The following is a 14537-nucleotide window of genomic DNA, read 5'->3' as shown; positions in this document are numbered from 1 at the left end:
ATCTTTTGATTTTCAAGATCAAAAGATCGCAGCCTGCGGCAGCTCCTACGATGAGCGGGGAGCGGAGAAGAGGGTTAAACGCGTTCGAAAATCGCGGCGATGCCTTGGCCGCCACCGATGCACATGGTCACCAGCGCGTAGCGGCCGCCAGTGCGATGCAGTTCGTGGATGGCTTTGGTGGTGATGATTGCGCCGGTTGCACCGACCGGGTGGCCCAGGGCAATGCCCGAACCGTTCGGGTTGACCCTGGCCGGGTCGAGGTCCAGTTCCTGGCTGACGGCGCAGGCCTGGGCGGCGAAGGCGATGTTGGCTTCGATCACGTCCAGGTCGGAGACGGTCAGACCGGCGCGCTTGAGTGCCAGGCGGGTGGCCGGAATCGGGCCCAGGCCCATCAGCTCAGGTTCCACACCCGCGTGGGCGTAGCTGACCAGACGAGCGAGTGGCTTGAGGTTGTTGACCTGGACAGCGGTGCCGGTAGCCATGACCACCGCGGCGGCGCCATCGTTCAGACCCGAAGCGTTGCCGGCGGTGACCGAGCCGTCCTTTTTGAACGCAGGCTTCATCGCAGCCAGCTGTTCCAGAGACGTGGCGCGAGGATGTTCGTCGACGCTGAACAGTTTGACGCCTTTGCGATCCTGGATTTCCACGGTCGCGATCTGCTCGTTGAAGTAGCCGTTGGCAATCGCGTGGGCCGCGCGTTTCTGGTCTTCGAAGGCCAGGGCGTCCTGCATTTCACGGGTGATGCCGTTGCGGGCGGCGACGTTTTCGGCAGTGATGCCCATATGGATCCCGTGGAACGGGTCATGCAGGATGCCGAGCATGTAGTCGATGACCTGGGCGTTACCCATGCGCGAACCCCAGCGGGCGGCCGGCATCAGGTACGGGCCACGGCTCATGGATTCGGCGCCGGCACCGACAACGATGTCTGCATCACCGAGCATCAGCGTCTGAGCGGCATTGATGATGGCCTGCAGGCCCGAACCGCAGAGACGGTTGACGTTGTAGGCCGGGGTTTCCTTCGGAATGCCGGCATTCATTGCAGCGACGCGGGAGATGTAGGCGTCACGGGTTTCGGTCGCGATCACGTTGCCCATCACCAGATGGCCGACGAGTGCCGGGTCCACGGCAGCCTTGTGCAGGGCGGCTTTCACGGCCGTGGTTGCCAGGTCGGCCAGTGGCACGTCCTTGAGCGAACCACCAAAGGTACCGATGGCGGTACGGGCGGCGCTGACGACGTAGATTTCCGGGGTGTTCATGGCTGGTTTCCTCTCGGTGAATGCTTTTCCGTGCTGCGATTGAGCAAGGTGTTCAAGGCCGTTTTGGCCTCATCGGTATTCAGGCGCGCGATAAACAACAGGTTTTCGTCGCGCAGGGTGGCTTCCAGTTCTGCCAGGGAAGCCTGTTTCATCAGTTGCCGCGATTGGCGCAAGGCTTGCTGGGGCATCGCCAAAAAACGCTGGGCCGTTTTTGTCGCCGCGGCCAGGCATTGTTCGCCGTCGTCGAACGCTTCGTTGGCCAGGCCCCACGCCACCGCTTCGTTGCCATCGAGGCTGTCGCCCAGTAACAACAGGCGTGCGGCTCGGGCGTGGCCGAGTCGACGAGGCAGCAACAGGCTGGCACCGAATTCGGGGCACAGGCCCAGATTGACGAACGGCATGCGCAGCTTGGCTTTGCGCGTGACCAACACCTGATCGCAATGCAGCAGCAACGTGGTGCCGATGCCGACAGCCGCCCCGCAGACCGCCGCGATCAGCGGTTTTTGCAGGCGCGTGACCACCTTCATCAGGCGAAACGCCGGGCTGTCCAGATGCGTTGGCGGATGCTGGAGAAAATCCACCAGGTCATTGCCGCTGGTAAAACAGCTCGGGCCACCGGTGAGGATGATCACGCCAGTTTGCTCGTCTTCGTCAGCGGCCAGCAACAGATCGGCCAACTGCATGTACATGGCGTTGTTCAGCGCATTGAGCTTGTCGGGACGGTCAAGTGTCAGCGTCAGCACGCCGTCACATCGCTCGTGTTTGATCAGGTCAGTCATTGAATGCCCAGGTTGGTCGAATCAGGCCGCCACTTTAAGCGTCGGACAAACTCGGGATCTATGGCTAAACGGGTCAACTGGTCTGCCGCTTTTTGCCATGCCGCCGGGTAAAACAGGGCACACACCCATTCGGGGTATGGTGCCGCCCGGCGAATCCACCAATAGTGAACACATCCGCTCATCCAGAGCCGAACTCGCTTGATAAGGTGCATTTGCTATGGGCAAGACACTGCTTAAGGTGATTTCCAGTCTGTTTGTTGTACCGCTGACCCTCAATGCCTACGCCGCCGAGGTGAACGACGCCAATACGCTGCGGCTCTACAACTGGGCGGATTACATCGGTGAAAAAACCCTGGCAGATTTTGAGAAAACCACCGGCATCAAGGTGATCTACGACACCTTCGATGCCTACGAAACGGTGCAGGCCAAGTTGCTCACCGGTCACTCAGGTTATGACCTGATCGTGTTGAATGCCTCGCTCGCGCCGCCGTTGATCAAGGCCAAGGTCTTTCAGCCACTGGATAAAAAGCTGCTGCCGAGCTGGAGCAACCTTGACCCGAAAATTCTCGAGGACCAACAGGGGTTCGATCCAGGTACCGCGTACTCGGCGCCTTACACCTGGGGCAGTAACGGCGTGACTTACAACGTTGACAAGATCAAGGAGCGCATGCCCGACGCGCCCATCGGCTCGTTGGCGATGATCTTCGACCCGAAAATCGTCTCGCGCTTCGCCGATTGCGGGGTGACGCTGCTCGATGCCCCGACCGAAGTCATTCCCCTGGCCCTGAAGTACCTGGGCCGTGACCCTCGAAGCGCCGCCCCGGCAGATCTGAAAGCCGCGCAGGAATTGCTGCTGTCGGTCAGGCCGTTCATCCGCAAGTTCGACTCGGTCAATTACCTGACCAGCCTGCCCAATGGCGATGTGTGCATGGCGATGACCTGGTCGGGCGACTATGCCACCGCGATGGCCCGCGCCGCAGAAGCGAAGAAAAAGATCGACCTCGCTTACTTCATTCCCAAGGAAGGCTCACTGATCTGGTTCGACAACCTGTACATCCCGGCCGACGCGCCTCATGTCGCCAACGCACACAGGTTTCTGGAATACCTGATGCAGCCACAGGTGATGGCCGACGTCAGTGATTACATCAATTACGCCAACAGTAACGCGGCGGCCACACCGTTGTTGAACGCCAGCGTGCGCAACAACCCGGCGATCTATCCCGACGCGCAAACCCGCGAGCGACTGTTTCCACAGAAGACCCAGGACGCCAAGGACATGCGCGCCATGACCCGGGTCTGGAGCACGGTGAAAAGCGGGATCTGATTTGTTCGATCGTTAGTCAATTCGCTTAGAGGTTTTTTTATGGCGACGCCAACACACACCGTTTTTTCGCCAGCGGACGAGTCTCAGCTGGTCAAGGCCGACAAGGCCCATCACATGCATGGCTATCACGTGTTCGACGAACACGCTGAACAAGGTTCGTTGAACATCGTCGCTGGCGATGGCGCCTACATCTACGACACCCAGGGCAACCGTTTCCTCGATGCCGTGGGCGGGATGTGGTGCACCAACATCGGCCTGGGCCGTGAAGAAATGGCCGAGGCCATCGCTGATCAGGTGCGGCAACTGGCCTACTCGAATCCGTTTTCCGACATGTCCAACAACGTTGCGATCCAGTTGTGCGAGAAACTCGCCAGCCTGGCCCCCGGCGACCTCGATCATGTGTTCCTCACCACCGGCGGCTCCACCGCGGTGGACACCGCGTACCGGCTGATCCAGTACTACCAGAACTGCCGCGGCAAACCGGAAAAGAAGCACATCATCGCGCGCTTCAACGCCTATCACGGCTCGACCACGCTCACCATGTCGATCGGCAACAAGGCCGCCGACCGGGTGCCGGAGTTCGATTACGCCAACCCGCTGATCCACCATGTCTCCAACCCCAACCCGTACCGCGCGCCGGACGGCATGGACGATGCGCAGTTTCTCGAATTCCTGGTCAAGGAGTTCGAAGACAAGATCCTGTCGATTGGCGCGGACAAGGTCGCCGGCTTCTTCGCCGAACCGATCATGGGCTCGGGCGGGGTGATCATTCCGCCCCAGGGTTATCTCAAACGCATGTGGGACGTCTGCCAGCGCTACGACATTCTGTTCGTCGCTGACGAAGTGGTGACTTCGTTCGGACGCCTGGGCAAGTTCTTTGCCTCTTATGATGTGTTCGACGTGCAGCCCGACATCATCACCACGGCCAAGGGCCTGACCTCGGCTTACTTGCCGCTGGGCGCCTGCATCTTTTCCGACCGCATCTGGAAAGTCATCGCCGAACCGGGCAAGGGTCGCTGCTTCACCCACGGTTTCACCTACAGCGGCCATCCGGTGTGCTGCACGGCGGCGCTGAAAAACATTGAAATCATCGAGCGGGAAAACCTGCTGGCCCATGTCGACACCGTTGGCGCCTACCTCGAAGAACGCCTGGCGACCCTGCGGGACCTGCCGCTGGTGGGTGACGTGCGCTGCCAGAAACTCATGGCCTGCGTAGAGTTTGTCGCCGATAAACGTACCAAGGCGCTGTTTGCCGATGAGATCAACATCGGCGAGAAGATTCACGTCCGGGCCCAGGCACGGGGCCTGCTGGTGCGACCGATCATGCACCTCAACGTGATGTCGCCGCCGCTGATCCTGACGTTTGTTCAGGTCGATGAAATCGTCGAGACTTTGCGCGAGTGCATCCTGGAAGTAGCGGCCGAACTTCAGGCCAGCGGCCAGTACGGTGGCCAATGACGTTGCCCGGCGCACGCTTACCAAGGGTTGGCTCACCCGCTAGACTGCGGGGCATGAGCAAAGCACAAGACGATACGTTGATTGCCCTGACCTTTGGCGCATTGCACCGCTGGCATGGGGACATGCGCGACGCCTTCGCCCAGGTCGACGAGCCCGACGCCCTGCGCCACCTGGCGTCGGCGTTCGGGCATCTGGTGGGCATCGAGTCGGTGATGATCAGCCTTGAACACAGGGATCGACCGCCACAGTTGCTGTATCAGCGCGGAATTGCCGAGCAGTACCGCGACTCGATCATCGACCGTTATTTTTCCGGCGGCTACTTGCTCGATCCGTTCTGCCTGGCGGTCGAGCAGGGCCTGGCTCAAGGTTTCTACCACCTGGAAGAAATCGCCCCGGACAATTTCTTCGACAGTGAGTACTACAAGACTTACTACTTGAAGGCAGGCAGCTCCGAAGACAGTTTCTATCTGGTCGATACCGGCCATGACAGCCAGATATCGGTCAGCCTGTTCCAGGGCTTCGGCGGGGAAATCCTGCGGGCTGAGCAACTGAACCTGCTGCGGGCGGTCGAGCCATTGGTGCGCGAGTTTGTGAGCGAGTTCGGACGTCGTGGTCTACAGCGCAGCGCCACCCGGCAAGGCCAGCAGGCATTCGGGGAGGGCGGTGATCTCAAGCACCGGGTGCAGGCGGCCTTCGAGCAGTTTGGTTGTGAGTTGCTCACCGAACGCGAGCGAGAAGTGGCGCACATGGTTCTGCGCGGTCACTCCGTGAAGTCCACGGCGAGCCAGATGAGCATCTCTCCAGAAACCGTGCGCATGCACCGCAAGAACCTTTACCTGAAGTTGGAGGTCGGTTCTCAGTCGGAGCTGTTTGCGCTGTTCATCGAGTGGTTGCGCAAGCACTGAGCATGCGACCTACAGCTGTCAACGATGCGTGGCGATCCAGATCAGCAGCCCTGCCTGAAACACCGCAAACGCCACCAGGCAGGTAATGGTAAAGCGCAACCCGGCGTCTTCGCGTTTGTACTTGCTGACTTTTTCTTCATGCTTCTTGAGTTTGACTTCCTGCTCGGCCAGGTTCTGCTCGGCCTGCTGGAGCATCTGCGCCGCTTCGAGAATTTCCACGACTTGCAGTTTTTCGCTGTTCCAGTCCGCCAGCAATTCGCCGACCTTCACGTCCTCGATGCTGCCCTTCAAATGTTGGGCATCGGCGTACACCACGTCGAAACCGTGCACACGTAAAAAGTGATCGCGGCGCAGGCGTGTGCCTTCGTTCAGTGCGTCTTTGTTGTTCAGGTCGATGCCATCGATGGTGTAAGCGGGCCAGCGCTTCTTCGCCCAGGCAATGCCATGGGCCGCCATGAATCGGCCGATACCTCGGTTCACCGGTTCAATCTGCAGACCGCTGTCGGGACCGAAATGCACGCGTTTTTCGCCGTGGTCGACCCAGACGTCCAGGTGATTCTGTTCCTTGCGCACACGCTGGCCGGGCAGGGTGATGCTCATGCGCATCAGGCTGCGTTCCTTGTCGTTGCGCTCGGCGTAGCCGAACTCGACAAAGCGCAAGGGCCGACCGCCGGTGTGACGGTCAGTCTGCAACGGCGCCAGACGGAGCATCTTGTTGTGCTCGGCGTGGACGTCCGCCCACGGCAGCTCGACCGCTGGCGGTACGTCTACTTCAGCGCTGGTGTCGGGTGAGGTCTGGGTTTGAGTCATAACGGCGAGTCCTGTCCAAGCTCTGCTTGCCGCCAGCGTGTGTGCTGGCGACAAAGGCTTATCGGCCGTTTTCTTCAAGACTGGAGGGCAAAAAGAGGTTAACTGGAGCGAAGTCCGTCAATAAACCCGAGGATTCGTGTGCCCAGTTCCGCCGCCAGTGGCAAATTCGGATCTTTGTAGGAGGCCAACTGGCGTTTGACGTCGTTGGGCACGATGCGCAGGACGTGGTTCATGCCTTCGATCAACACCAGTTCGGCGTCCGGTTTGGCGGCCTTGAGCAGCCGCGCATCATTGACGCCGACCTGGATGTCGTTGCTGCCCTGAATGATCAACGCCGGCATTTTCAGCTTGGCGAACGCGGCTGCCGGGTCCTGGCGAAACAGTGAAATCAGGTACGGCTGCACGCTCGGGCGGAAAATCACTTGCAGTTGCGGTGGGACATTGTCGTTGGTTTTCCCGGCCTTGAGGCTGTCGAGCAGTTCATTGCTGCGCAACATCAGCGGGGGAGGCAGGCGATTGCTCAATTGCTGACGAATGACCTCATCCACGGGGCGGGCGCTGCCGGACAGGGAAATCACCCCCGCCGCGTCGACACTCGGGGCGGCGAGGCTCGCGATCAAGGCGCCTTCACTGTGCCCGAGCAGAATCAATTGTCCGAAGCGCGGATCAGTCTTGAGCTTGCGGCCCCAGGCTTGAGCGTCGGCCACGTAGGCTTCCACGGACAGGTTGCGTTCGTCCGGGGTCGCCGCCAGACTCGCCGCTACGCCGCGTTTGTCATAACGCACACTGGCAATGTTGTGTTTGGCCAACACCCAGGCCAGTCGTTTGAGACTGTCATTACGGCCGCCGTCAGAGTTGTTTCCGTCGCGATCCGTAGGGCCTGAGCCGGAAATCAGCAGGACAACCGGCACCGGGTTGTCGGACTTTGGCAGCAAAAGCGAGCCAAAAAGCTCACCCGTGCCGGTATCCAATGTGATTGGTCGTTGCAGGACAGTCGCCTGGGCGAAGCCGGAAATCAGGGTAAGGCTCAAGGCTAGAACTCGCAGCATCATCACGCCATCATTAACAAGATGCCGGTTTGACTCGCAGGCACCCATAAGGTTCGAGGATGAACTACTTGGGTAGCCTGCGTATACTGGCGCGCATTACGTATTCAGGTTCATTTCACGGAGCGTCCTGCATGTCCGGCAATACCTACGGCAAGCTGTTCACTGTCACCACCGCGGGCGAAAGCCATGGTCCGGCGTTGGTCGCCATTGTCGATGGCTGTCCGCCGGGCCTGGAGATTTCCCTTGAGGATCTGCAGCGCGACCTGGATCGCCGCAAGCCCGGCACCAGCCGCCACACCACTCAGCGCCAGGAAGCCGACGAAGTCGAAATCCTTTCCGGCGTGTTCGAAGGTCGCACCACCGGTTGCGCCATCGGCCTGTTGATCCGCAACACCGATCAGAAGTCCAAGGACTACTCGGCGATCAAGGATCTGTTCCGCCCGGCCCACGCCGACTACACCTACCACCACAAGTATGGCGAGCGCGATTATCGCGGCGGCGGTCGCAGTTCGGCCCGCGAAACCGCGATGCGCGTGGCTGCCGGTGCGATTGCGAAGAAGTACCTGGCCAGCCAGGGCATCGTCATTCGCGGCTACATGAGCCAGCTCGGACCGATCGAAATCCCGTTCAAAACCTGGGATTCGGTGGAAGAGAACGCGTTCTTCAGCCCGGACCCGGACAAAGTGCCTGAGCTGGAAGCCTATATGGACCAGCTGCGTCGCGACCAGGATTCGGTCGGCGCGAAAATCACCGTGGTGGCCGAAGGTGTGATGCCGGGCCTCGGCGAGCCGATTTTCGACCGTCTCGACGCGGAGCTGGCCCATGCGCTGATGAGCATCAACGCGGTCAAGGGCGTTGAGATCGGCGCCGGTTTCGCCAGCGTTGCCCAGCGCGGCACCGAACATCGTGACGAAATGACCCCGCAAGGTTTCCTCAGCAACAATGCCGGCGGCATTCTCGGCGGTATTTCCTCCGGTCAGCCGATCGTCGCTCACCTGGCGTTGAAGCCAACCTCGAGCATCACCACGCCGGGTCGCTCCATCGACATCCATGGCAACCCGGTCGAGGTCATCACCAAGGGTCGCCACGACCCGTGTGTCGGCATCCGTGCCACGCCGATTGCCGAAGCGATGATGGCCATCGTGCTGATGGACCACCTGCTGCGTCACCGTGGGCAGAACGCCGATGTGCGGGTGAGCACGCCGGTGCTGGGTCAGCTTTAATGGCTGACCACAAAGCCGCTGCTGTCTGATGACGACAGCGGCGCTGCCGTACTGGCGGCTCTCCAGTTTTTACCTGTTCTATTTCGCCTTGCTCGGTTCGACGGCGCCGTTTCTGGCGCTGTATTTCGATCATCTGGGTTTCAGCGCCGCACGCATCGGCGAGCTGGTGGCGATCCCGATGCTGATGCGCTGCGTGGCACCGAACATCTGGGGCTGGCTGGGCGATTACACAGGGCGGCGGCTGGCCATCGTGCGTTTCGGCGCGGTGTGCACGCTACTGACTTTCTCGCTGATTTTCTTCAGCAAGACCTACGCGTGGCTGGCGATGGTCATGGCCTTGCACGCATTTTTCTGGCACGCGGTGTTGCCACAGTTCGAGGTCATCACCCTCGCGCATTTACAGGGTCAGACGTCGCGCTACAGCCAGATTCGCTTGTGGGGCTCCATCGGTTTCATCATCACCGTGGTGGCGCTGGGCCGGTTGTTCGAATGGCTGAGCCTGGACATCTATCCGTCGGCGCTGGCGCTGATCATGGCAGGCATCGTGATCAGCAGCCTGTGGGTGCCGAATGCCCAACCGGCACCGGGCAACCGGGTGGCGGGAGAGGGATTTCTCAAACAGTTGCGCAACCCTGGCGTGTTGGCGTTCTACGGCTGCGTGGCGCTGATGCAGATGAGCCACGGTCCGTACTACACGTTTTTGACCCTGCACCTTGAGCGTCTGGGCTACAGCCGCGGCGTGATCGGCCTGCTCTGGGCGGTCGGCGTAGTCGCCGAGGTTCTGATGTTTTTGGCCATGAGCAAGATCCTCACGCGGTTCTCCCTGCGCCGGGTGCTGATGGCGAGTTTTCTGCTGGCGGCGCTGCGCTGGTTGCTGCTCGGGTCGTTGGCCGAGTTTTTGTGGGTGCTGCTGTTTGCCCAGGTATTGCACGCGGCGACCTTCGGCAGCTTTCACGCCGCTGCCATTTCATTCGTGCAACGTAGCTTCGGTGCGCGCCAGCAAGGGCAAGGTCAGGCGTTGTACGCTGCACTGGCCGGCACCGGCGGTGCATTGGGCGCGTTGTACGCCGGCTATAGCTGGAGCGCCCTCGGCGCCGCATTGACCTTTAGTATTGCCAGCCTCGCAGCCGTAGCGGCTGCCGTTATCATTGCCACATGCATGCAAGAGGACAGGCCATGAGCCTTACCCGTGAACACTTCGCCCAGGAAATCATCGACGCCGGGCGTTTTCTGTATGGCCGCGGTTGGTCGCCGGCCACCAGCAGCAACTATTCGACCCGTTTGTCGCCGAGCCAAGCCTTGCTGACCGTCTCCGGCAAGCATAAAGGCCAGTTGGGCATGGACGATGTGCTGGCCACGGATCTCTCGGGCAACAGCCTTGAACCGGGCAAAAAACCGTCTGCCGAAACCCTGCTGCACACCCAGCTCTATAGCTGGCGTGCGGAGATCGGCGCGGTACTGCACACCCATTCGGTGAATGCCACGGTGCTGTCGCGCCTGACGCCAGAAGATTTCATCGAGTTCGAAGACTACGAACTGCAAAAGGCCTTCAGCGGTGTGACCACCCACGAATCCCGGGTCCGGGTGCCGATTTTCGATAACGACCAGGACATTGCGCGCCTGGCCGCCAAGGTGCAGCCTTGGCTCGACGCCCATCCCGATTGCGTCGGTTACCTGATTCGCGGCCACGGCCTCTACACCTGGGGGGCGCGCATGAGCGATGCCCTGCGGCAGATCGAGGCCTTTGAATTTTTGTTCGAGTGCGAGCTGAAGATGCGCTCGCTCTTGAACGTTAAAGCATGAACCGTTAAGGAGTTGCCCTGATGAGCAGCCTGTCCGTTTATCACGTTTCCAGCCCTGAAATCCCCAACAAGGTGCTGACCCATTTCGAAGACATCACCTCGACCCTGGCCGAGCAAGGCGTGCGTTTCGACCGTTGGCAAGCCGCTGCGAAGATCCAGCCGGGCGCCAGCCAGGAAGAAGTGATCGCCGCCTATCAGGCGCAAATCGACCAATTGATGAGCGAACGCGGCTACATCACCGTCGATGTGATCAGCCTCGACAGCGATCATCCACAAAAAGCCGAACTGCGCGCCAAGTTCCTCAACGAACACCGCCACGGCGAAGACGAAGTACGTTTTTTCGTCGCCGGTCGTGGCTTGTTTACCCTGCATATCGACGATTATGTCTACGCGGTGCTCTGCGAGAAAAACGACCTGATCTCGGTACCGGCCGGCACCAGGCACTGGTTCGACATGGGCGAGCATCCGCATTTCATCGCGATCCGTCTGTTCAATAACCCGCAAGGCTGGGTGGCCAACTTCACCGGCGAAGACATCGCCGACCAATTCCCGCGTCTTGAGGACTGAATCGATGCCGATCAAAGCGATCCTTACCGACATCGAAGGCACCACCAGCGCGGTGAGTTTTGTGTTCGATGTGCTGTTTCCCTATGCCGCCAAGCACCTGCCGGACTTTGTCCGCCAGAACGCCGAGCGTGCCGACGTAGCCGAACAACTGGCCGCCGTTCGCAGCGACAGTAACGAGCCCGATGCTGACGTCGAACGCGTCATAGAGATCCTGCTGGGCTGGATCGCCGAGGACCGCAAGGCCACGCCATTGAAGGCTTTGCAGGGAATGGTCTGGGAACAGGGTTATCACGCCGGACAACTCAAGGGCCACGTGTACCCGGACGCCGTTGAAGCGCTCAAACGCTGGCATCAGGACGGCTATCAACTGTTTGTGTACTCGTCCGGTTCGATCCAGGCTCAACGCCTGATCTTCGGCTGCTCAGAGGCGGGGGATTTGACGCCGCTGTTCAGTGGTTACTTCGACACCACGTCAGGACCCAAGCGCGAGGCGCAGTCCTACGCCAACATCACGCAGGCGATCAACGTCGAGGCGGGGCAGATTCTGTTTCTGTCAGACATCGTCGAAGAACTGGACGCCGCACGCGAAGCGGGAATGGCCACTTGCGGCCTGGCCCGTGAGGGCGGGGAACTAACAGGACATGTCACCGTGGTCAGCTTTGCGCGGATAGATCCTGCTGCCTTCCAAACGCTACACAACCTGTAGGAGCAAGCTTGCTCGCGATTGCGACCGGTCATTCAACATCAATGTTGATTGACACCCCGCTATCGCGAGCAAGCTCGCTCCTACAGTTGTTTTAAGCCTTACAGCGAGTGATAAGTCGGCAGCGCAAAGCGTTGCTGACTTTGCAGCATGGAAATCTGCGGCAGTTCACTGGCCTGTTCGGCAAGGTCGCGGCGGATGGCACTGATGACCCACGACAGCTGGTCGCCATTGTGCAATTGCTGATAGGAAATCGAACGCTTGAACACTTTGCCCTCAGCACTCAGCGTCAGCAGAATTCCGCCGTCGGGCCGATTCTGGGTGGCGACTTCGAAGTTGGAGAACAAGGACGAAAATTTTTCCTGGATCAAGTTCATGTTTTTCAGCTCCGTTGGCTTTAGATGGCAAGCATGCGGAGAAGGGTTGCACTGAATGTGCCAGCATTCGAAATTGTAAAAACCTCATATAAAACAATAACTTAGTTTTTATGGTTATTTTCGGTTTCGTGCAATCTGCATGAATGGCCATCGTGCATCCTGCATTTTGCGAGGTCCTTCGCCGATTCGATGGAACCAATGCACCAGGCCAGGTTCAACACGGAATTCGGATCGTCGATCAAAACCACGCAGATACAAAACATTTCAAAAACCGCGTGTACAGCTCAAGAACCGTTGACGTATTTTCGGGCTCAATCAGCGTTGCCCGACAATAAGAAGATCGAACGGGAGCAAGCATGAGCCGTACCTCGAAGGACACGATTACCTGGAGCATGATGCTCCGCAAGCTACCTTCCATTGCCAAGGCCATCCCTCGGGTGGTCAAGGGCATGAAAGTCGCGAACGTCACGGACCCGACCCAGTCCTGTGGCCTGGGCTGGAGCTTCGAGCAGGCTACGTTGCGCAACCCCGACGGCCCGGCATTGTTGCAGGGCGAGGTGACGCTCAGCTACACCGAGGTCAACCAGTGGGCCAATCGCATCGCCCATCACCTGGCCCGCCAAGGCATCGGCAAGGGCGATGCGGTGGTGGTGTTCATCGAAAACCGTCCCGAGTTGCTGGTCACGATTCTGGCCGTGGCAAAGGTCGGCGCGATCAGTGCGCTGGTCAATACTTCGTTGACCCGCGACACCCTGATTCACAGCCTGAACCTGGTGGCACCGAAGGCGATTATCGTCGGTGAAGAATTGCTCCCGGTCTATTCGACGGTCCGTGAACGGGTGGCGATCGACGCAACACGCAACTGGTTTGTCGCCGACAAGGACACCTCTCGCCAGCCCGGCATCGCCCCCGACGGCTTCATCAACCTGATGTCCGCCAGCCTCGATGAATCGAGCGACAACCCGCTCAGCAGTCGGCAGATTTTCTTCGACGACCCCTGTTTCTACATCTACACCTCGGGCACCACGGGCTTGCCCAAGGCCGGCGTATTCAAGCATGGCCGCTGGATGCGCAGCTCCGCGAGCTTCGGGATGATCGCCCTGGATATGGGGCCGGACGACATCGTTTACTGCACCTTGCCGCTGTATCACGCCACCGGCCTGTGCGTGTGCTGGGGTTCGGCGATCAGCGGCGCTGCTGGTTTCGCCATCCGCCGCAAATTCAGCGCCAGTCAGTTCTGGAATGACGTGCGCCATTACCGTGCGACGACCATCGGCTACGTGGGCGAGTTGTGCCGTTACCTGGTGGACCAACCGACCAGTGCCGACGACAGCCGTCACGGCGTCACGAAAATGATCGGCAACGGCCTGCGACCCGGTGCGTGGAGCGCGTTCAAGACCCGGTTCGCGGTGAATCACATCTGCGAGCTCTATGCCGCCAGCGATGGCAACATCGGCTTCACCAACATTCTGAATTTCGACAACACCATCGGTTTTTCCCTGATGTCCTGGGAACTGGTTGCGTATGACCACGACAGCGGTGCGCCGATCCGTGATGCCAAGGGTTTGATGCGCAAGGTCACCAAGGGCGAGAAAGGGCTGTTGCTGGCAAAAATCGACGACAAGGCCCCGCTGGACGGTTATACCGACCCGCAGAAGACTGCCAAGGTGGTACTTCACGACGTGTTCGAAAAGGGCGACCGTTATTTCAATACCGGTGACCTGTTGCGCAACATTGGTTTTGGTCATGCGCAGTTTGTCGATCGCCTGGGCGATACCTACCGCTGGAAGGGCGAAAACGTCTCGACCACCGAGGTCGAGAACATTCTTCTGCGACATCCGCAGATTTGCGAAGCCGTGGCTTACGGCGTGGAAATCCATAACACCAATGGCCGGGCCGGCATGGCAGCGATCACGCCGGCCGAATCCCTGGCGACGCTGGATTTCAGCGAACTGCTGGCCTTCGCCAAGCAGCAAATGCCGTTATATGCCGTGCCGCTGTTCCTGCGGGTGAAAGTGAAAATGGACACCACGGGTACCTTCAAATACCAGAAGACCCGGCTCAAGACCGAAGCCTATGATCCGGGCAAGACCGGTGACGATCCGATCTACGCGTGGCTGCCGGGAACGCAGACTTACGTGCAGGTAACCGAGCAGATGGTGTCTGACATTCACAGCGGCAAGTACCGCTATTGAATCTGGCTATGGCGGCCCATGAGAAAAAACAAGTGACAGTCTCGGACGCGCTCGGGAAACTGTCGGCTTTTACGAATGACAGAAAATGG

14 protein-coding genes are annotated in these 14537 nt (G+C 59.7%); 9 read left to right on the top strand and 5 right to left on the bottom strand.

Going from position 1 to position 14537, the window contains the following annotated elements; translation table 11 throughout:
- Positions 1-74 precede the first annotated feature (74 nt).
- Together QMK58_RS21770 and QMK58_RS21765 are read right to left on the bottom strand one after the other, a co-directional pair.
- A complete protein-coding gene (locus QMK58_RS21770) occupies positions 75-1256 on the bottom strand; it encodes an acetyl-CoA C-acyltransferase family protein (RefSeq protein ID WP_320395419.1) in 1182 nt (393 codons plus the stop codon).
- On the bottom strand, positions 1253-2035 hold the full coding sequence (locus tag QMK58_RS21765; protein WP_053157250.1) for an enoyl-CoA hydratase-related protein: 783 nt from the start codon (positions 2033-2035) through the stop codon (positions 1253-1255). The genes QMK58_RS21770 and QMK58_RS21765 overlap by 4 nt, the downstream gene beginning before the upstream one ends.
- 217 nt (positions 2036-2252) lie before the next feature.
- Here QMK58_RS21765 and QMK58_RS21760 point away from each other — a divergent pair, with 217 nt between their 5' ends.
- From QMK58_RS21760 to QMK58_RS21750, 3 genes are read left to right on the top strand one after another with little or no spacing between them, the layout of a single operon-like run.
- Positions 2253-3359, top strand: coding sequence for a polyamine ABC transporter substrate-binding protein (locus QMK58_RS21760; RefSeq protein WP_053157253.1), 1107 nt, complete (start codon positions 2253-2255; stop codon positions 3357-3359).
- A 39-nt stretch (positions 3360-3398) separates the two neighbouring features.
- Entirely contained in the window at positions 3399-4817 is a 1419-nt protein-coding gene (locus tag QMK58_RS21755) for an aminotransferase (protein ID WP_053157257.1), read from the top strand.
- A gap of 53 nt (positions 4818-4870) precedes the next feature.
- Entirely contained in the window at positions 4871-5722 is an 852-nt protein-coding gene (locus QMK58_RS21750; RefSeq protein ID WP_156322321.1) for a helix-turn-helix domain-containing protein, read from the top strand.
- A gap of 18 nt (positions 5723-5740) precedes the next feature.
- On the opposite strand, the gene QMK58_RS21745 is transcribed toward QMK58_RS21750, so the two are convergent.
- Together QMK58_RS21745 and QMK58_RS21740 are read right to left on the bottom strand one after the other, a co-directional pair.
- Entirely contained in the window at positions 5741-6532 is a 792-nt protein-coding gene (locus tag QMK58_RS21745; RefSeq protein WP_053157263.1) for a hypothetical protein, read from the bottom strand.
- Positions 6533-6630: 98 nt separating this feature from the next.
- Positions 6631-7629, bottom strand: a complete 999-nt coding sequence (locus QMK58_RS21740; RefSeq protein WP_320395418.1) for an alpha/beta hydrolase — start codon at positions 7627-7629, stop codon at positions 6631-6633.
- A gap of 83 nt (positions 7630-7712) precedes the next feature.
- Here QMK58_RS21740 and aroC point away from each other — a divergent pair, with 83 nt between their 5' ends.
- The 5 genes from aroC to mtnC are packed head-to-tail and all read left to right on the top strand — an operon-like array spanning position 7713 to position 11879.
- Positions 7713-8804: a chorismate synthase gene (aroC, locus tag QMK58_RS21735; protein ID WP_053157269.1), complete on the top strand. Its 1092-nt coding sequence runs from the start codon at positions 7713-7715 to the stop codon at positions 8802-8804.
- A 28-nt stretch (positions 8805-8832) separates the two neighbouring features.
- Positions 8833-9984 (top strand): MFS transporter, encoded by a 1152-nt coding sequence (locus QMK58_RS21730; RefSeq protein WP_053157272.1) that lies wholly within the window; start codon positions 8833-8835, stop codon positions 9982-9984.
- Positions 9981-10607, top strand: coding sequence for a methylthioribulose 1-phosphate dehydratase (locus tag QMK58_RS21725; RefSeq protein WP_053157275.1), 627 nt, complete (start codon positions 9981-9983; stop codon positions 10605-10607). Before QMK58_RS21730 ends, QMK58_RS21725 begins: the two co-directional genes overlap by 4 nt.
- A gap of 20 nt (positions 10608-10627) precedes the next feature.
- Complete coding sequence (locus QMK58_RS21720) at positions 10628-11173, top strand: 1,2-dihydroxy-3-keto-5-methylthiopentene dioxygenase (protein ID WP_053157278.1); 546 nt, start codon at positions 10628-10630, stop codon at positions 11171-11173.
- A gap of 4 nt (positions 11174-11177) precedes the next feature.
- A complete protein-coding gene (gene mtnC / locus QMK58_RS21715) occupies positions 11178-11879 on the top strand; it encodes an acireductone synthase (protein WP_053157281.1) in 702 nt (233 codons plus the stop codon).
- Positions 11880-11977: 98 nt separating this feature from the next.
- Here mtnC and QMK58_RS21710 read toward each other — a convergent pair whose 3' ends face one another.
- Positions 11978-12253: a DUF3509 domain-containing protein gene (locus QMK58_RS21710; protein WP_053157284.1), complete on the bottom strand. Its 276-nt coding sequence runs from the start codon at positions 12251-12253 to the stop codon at positions 11978-11980.
- Positions 12254-12609: 356 nt separating this feature from the next.
- On the opposite strand from QMK58_RS21710, the gene QMK58_RS21705 reads away from it, so the two are divergent.
- Complete coding sequence (locus QMK58_RS21705; RefSeq protein ID WP_053157288.1) at positions 12610-14448, top strand: long-chain-acyl-CoA synthetase; 1839 nt, start codon at positions 12610-12612, stop codon at positions 14446-14448.
- Positions 14449-14537: the final 89 nt, after the last annotated feature.

The sequence above is a fragment of the Pseudomonas sp. P8_241 genome (genome assembly GCF_034008315.1).
Lineage (GTDB): Bacteria > Pseudomonadota > Gammaproteobacteria > Pseudomonadales > Pseudomonadaceae > Aquipseudomonas.
The sequence above is the reverse complement of the archived record's forward strand: the minus strand, read 5'-3'. Positions and strand labels throughout refer to the sequence as shown.

What these genes read in the sequence shown, in the direction of transcription:
- QMK58_RS21770 (WP_320395419.1), bottom strand. Translation starts at nt 1,256, where the DNA reads ATGAACACCCCGGAAATCTACGTCGTCAGCGCCGCCCGTACCGCCATC.
- QMK58_RS21765 (WP_053157250.1), bottom strand. Translation starts at nt 2,035, where the DNA reads ATGACTGACCTGATCAAACACGAGCGATGTGACGGCGTGCTGACGCTG.
- QMK58_RS21760 (WP_053157253.1), top strand. Translation starts at nt 2,253, where the DNA reads ATGGGCAAGACACTGCTTAAGGTGATTTCCAGTCTGTTTGTTGTACCG.
- QMK58_RS21755 (WP_053157257.1), top strand. Translation starts at nt 3,399, where the DNA reads ATGGCGACGCCAACACACACCGTTTTTTCGCCAGCGGACGAGTCTCAG.
- QMK58_RS21750 (WP_156322321.1), top strand. Translation starts at nt 4,871, where the DNA reads ATGAGCAAAGCACAAGACGATACGTTGATTGCCCTGACCTTTGGCGCA.
- QMK58_RS21745 (WP_053157263.1), bottom strand. Translation starts at nt 6,532, where the DNA reads ATGACTCAAACCCAGACCTCACCCGACACCAGCGCTGAAGTAGACGTA.
- QMK58_RS21740 (WP_320395418.1), bottom strand. Translation starts at nt 7,629, where the DNA reads ATGGGTGCCTGCGAGTCAAACCGGCATCTTGTTAATGATGGCGTGATG.
- aroC (WP_053157269.1), top strand. Translation starts at nt 7,713, where the DNA reads ATGTCCGGCAATACCTACGGCAAGCTGTTCACTGTCACCACCGCGGGC.
- QMK58_RS21730 (WP_053157272.1), top strand. Translation starts at nt 8,833, where the DNA reads ATGACGACAGCGGCGCTGCCGTACTGGCGGCTCTCCAGTTTTTACCTG.
- QMK58_RS21725 (WP_053157275.1), top strand. Translation starts at nt 9,981, where the DNA reads ATGAGCCTTACCCGTGAACACTTCGCCCAGGAAATCATCGACGCCGGG.
- QMK58_RS21720 (WP_053157278.1), top strand. Translation starts at nt 10,628, where the DNA reads ATGAGCAGCCTGTCCGTTTATCACGTTTCCAGCCCTGAAATCCCCAAC.
- mtnC (WP_053157281.1), top strand. Translation starts at nt 11,178, where the DNA reads ATGCCGATCAAAGCGATCCTTACCGACATCGAAGGCACCACCAGCGCG.
- QMK58_RS21710 (WP_053157284.1), bottom strand. Translation starts at nt 12,253, where the DNA reads ATGAACTTGATCCAGGAAAAATTTTCGTCCTTGTTCTCCAACTTCGAA.
- QMK58_RS21705 (WP_053157288.1), top strand. Translation starts at nt 12,610, where the DNA reads ATGAGCCGTACCTCGAAGGACACGATTACCTGGAGCATGATGCTCCGC.